Here is a 3,002-nt window from a genome sequence, read left to right as displayed (position 1 = left end):
ACGTTCCTACGTAATTGTTTTGTGATACGTCTCAAGCGTATCCGGCAATCGTTATCATTGCGAACCCCAGACTCCTTCGGGTTATAGGGTCAAGCAATGAAGCGCACACGGTGGATGCCTAGGCAGCCAGAGGCGATGAAAGACGTGGAAGCCTGCGATAAGGCTCGGCGAGGTGGCAAACAACCTGTGACCCGGGCATTTCTGAATGGGGAAACCCACTCATCATCAGATGAGTATCCCCCACTGAATATATAGGTGGGGGAGGCGAACCAGGGGAACTGAAACATCTAAGTACCCTGAGGAAAAGAAATCAACCGAGATTCCCCCAGTAGCGGCGAGCGAACGGGGAGTAGCCCTTAAGCAGGTGACTGACTAGACGAACACGCTGGGAAGCGTGGCCGTAGCGGGTGATAGCCCCGTAGTCGAAAGTCTGATCCTGTGAAATCGAGTAGGTCGGGGCACGAGAAACCTTGACTGAAGACGGGGGGACCATCCTCCAAGGCTAAATACTCCTGGCTGACCGATAGTGAACCAGTACCGTGAGGGAAAGGCGAAAAGAACCCCGGAGAGGGGAGTGAAATAGATCCTGAAACCGTGTGCGTACAAGCAGTAGGAGCCCACTTGTTGGGTGACTGCGTACCTTTTGTATAATGGGTCAGCGACTTATATTCAGTGGCGAGGTTAACCGTATAGGGGAGCCGTAGGGAAACCGAGTCTTAACTGGGCGACACAGTCGCTGGATATAGACCCGAAACCGAGCGATCTATCCATGAGCAGGTTGAAGATTGAGTAACATCAATTGGAGGACCGAACCAGGATCTGTTGAAAAAGATTTGGATGACTTGTGGATCGGAGTGAAAGGCTAATCAAGCTCGGAGATAGCTGGTTCTCCTCGAAAGCTATTTAGGTAGCGCCTCACGTATCACCGCCGGGGGTAGAGCACTGTTTCGGCTAGGGGGTCATCCCGACTTACCAACCCGAGGCAAACTCCGAATACCGGTGAGTGCGAGCGTGGGAGACACACAGCGGGTGCTAACGTCCGTTGTGAAAAGGGAAACAACCCAGACCGTCAGCTAAGGTCCCGAAATCCTGGTTAAGTGGGAAACGATGTGGGAAGGCTCAGACAGCTAGGAGGTTGGCTTAGAAGCAGCCATCCTTTAAAGAAAGCGTAATAGCTCACTAGTCGAGTCGGCCTGCGCGGAAGATGTAACGGGGCTAAACCAGGTACCGAAGCTACGGGTTCACACTTAGGTGTGAGCGGTAGAGGAGCGTNGTGTACGCCGATGAAGGTGAATTGAGAAGTTCGCTGGAGGTATCACGAGTGCGAATGCTGACATGAGTAACGATAAAGGGAGTGAAAAACTCCCTCGCCGGAAGACCAAGGGTTTCTGTTCGACGCTAATCGGAGCAGAGTGAGTCGGCCCCTAAGGCGAGGCCGAAAGGCGTAGTCGATGGGAAACGGGTCAATATTCCCGTACCGGACATGGTTGCGATGGGGGGACGAAGAAGGCTAGGTGAGCCAGGCGTTGGTAGCCCTGGTGAAAGTGAGTAGGCTGAGATCTCAGGCAAATCCGGGATCTCAAGGCCGAGACACGAAACGAACTGACCACGGTCAGGAAGTCATCGATGCCACGCTTCCAGGAAAAGCCTCTAAGCTTCAGATCATGTGCGACCGTACCCCAAACCGACACAGGTGGTCAGGGTGAGAATCCCAAGGCGCTTGAGAGAACTCGGGTGAAGGAACTAGGCAAAATGGTGCCGTAACTTCGGGAGAAGGCACGCCGGCGTATTGTGAGAGCCCTTGCGGCTTCAGCGAGAACCGGTCGAAGATACCAGGTGGCTGCAACTGTTTAGTAAAAACACAGCACTCTGCTAACGCGTAAGCGGACGTATAGGGTGTGACGCCTGCCCGGTGCCGGAAGGTTAAGTGATGGTGTTAGGCTCCGGCCGAAGCTCTTGATCGAAGCCCCGGTAAACGGCGGCCGTAACTATAACGGTCCTAAGGTAGCGAAATTCCTTGTCGGGTAAGTTCCGACCTGCACGAATGGCGTAATGATGGCCACGCTGTCTCCACCCGAGACTCAGTGAAATTGAAATCGCCGTGAAGATGCGGTGTACCCGCGGCTAGACGGAAAGACCCCGTGAACCTTTACTATAGCTTCACACTGGACGCTGATGTTGCCTGTGTAGGATAGCTGGGAGGCTTAGAAACCCGGACGCCAGTTCGGGTGGAGCCAACCTTGAAATACCAGCCTGGCATCATTGGCGTTCTCACTCAGGTCCGTTATCCGGATCGAGGACAGTGTGTGGTGGGTAGTTTGACTGGGGCGGTCTCCTCCCAAAGCGTAACGGAGGAGCACGAAGGTACCCTCAGCACGGTCGGACATCGTGCAATGAGTGCAAGAGCATAAGGGTGCTTGACTGCGAGACAGACACGTCGAGCAGGTGCGAAAGCAGGTTCTAGTGATCCGGTGGTTCTGTATGGAAGGGCCATCGCTCAACGGATAAAAGGTACTCCGGGGATAACAGGCTGATACCGCCCAAGAGTTCACATCGACGGCGGTGTTTGGCACCTCGATGTCGGCTCATCACATCCTGGGGCTGAAGTCGGTCCCAAGGGTATGGCTGTTCGCCATTTAAAGTGGTACGCGAGCTGGGTTTAGAACGTCGTGAGACAGTTCGGTCCCTATCTGCCGTGGGCGTTGGATGTTTGAGAAGGGCTGCTCCTAGTACGAGAGGACCGGAGTGGACGCACCTCTGGTGTTCCGGTTGTCACGCCAGTGGCATTGCCGGGTAGCTATGTGCGGACGGGATAACCGCTGAAAGCATCTAAGCGGGAAGCCCCCTTCAAGATGAGACATCCCTGAGGCCTAGAGCCTCCTGAAGGGCCCAGCGAGACCAGCTGGTTGATAGGCACGGTGTGGACGCGCTGCAAGGCGTTGAGCTAACGTGTACTAATGGCCCGTGAGGCTTGACCCTATAACACCCAAGGGGTCTGGTCG

At 54.8% G+C, this 3,002-nt stretch carries 1 rRNA gene; it reads left to right on the top strand.

Annotation, left to right across the window (positions count from 1 at the left end):
- Positions 1–87 precede the first annotated feature (87 nt).
- Positions 88–2,979: ribosomal RNA gene (locus ADS46_RS12985) — 23S ribosomal RNA — on the top strand.
- Positions 2,980–3,002: the final 23 nt, after the last annotated feature.

It is taken from the genome of Halomonas sp. G11 (genome assembly GCF_001663515.1).
In the GTDB taxonomy this organism is placed as follows: domain Bacteria; phylum Pseudomonadota; class Gammaproteobacteria; order Pseudomonadales; family Halomonadaceae; genus Vreelandella.
This window is presented reverse-complemented; position numbering and strand designations above follow the sequence as displayed.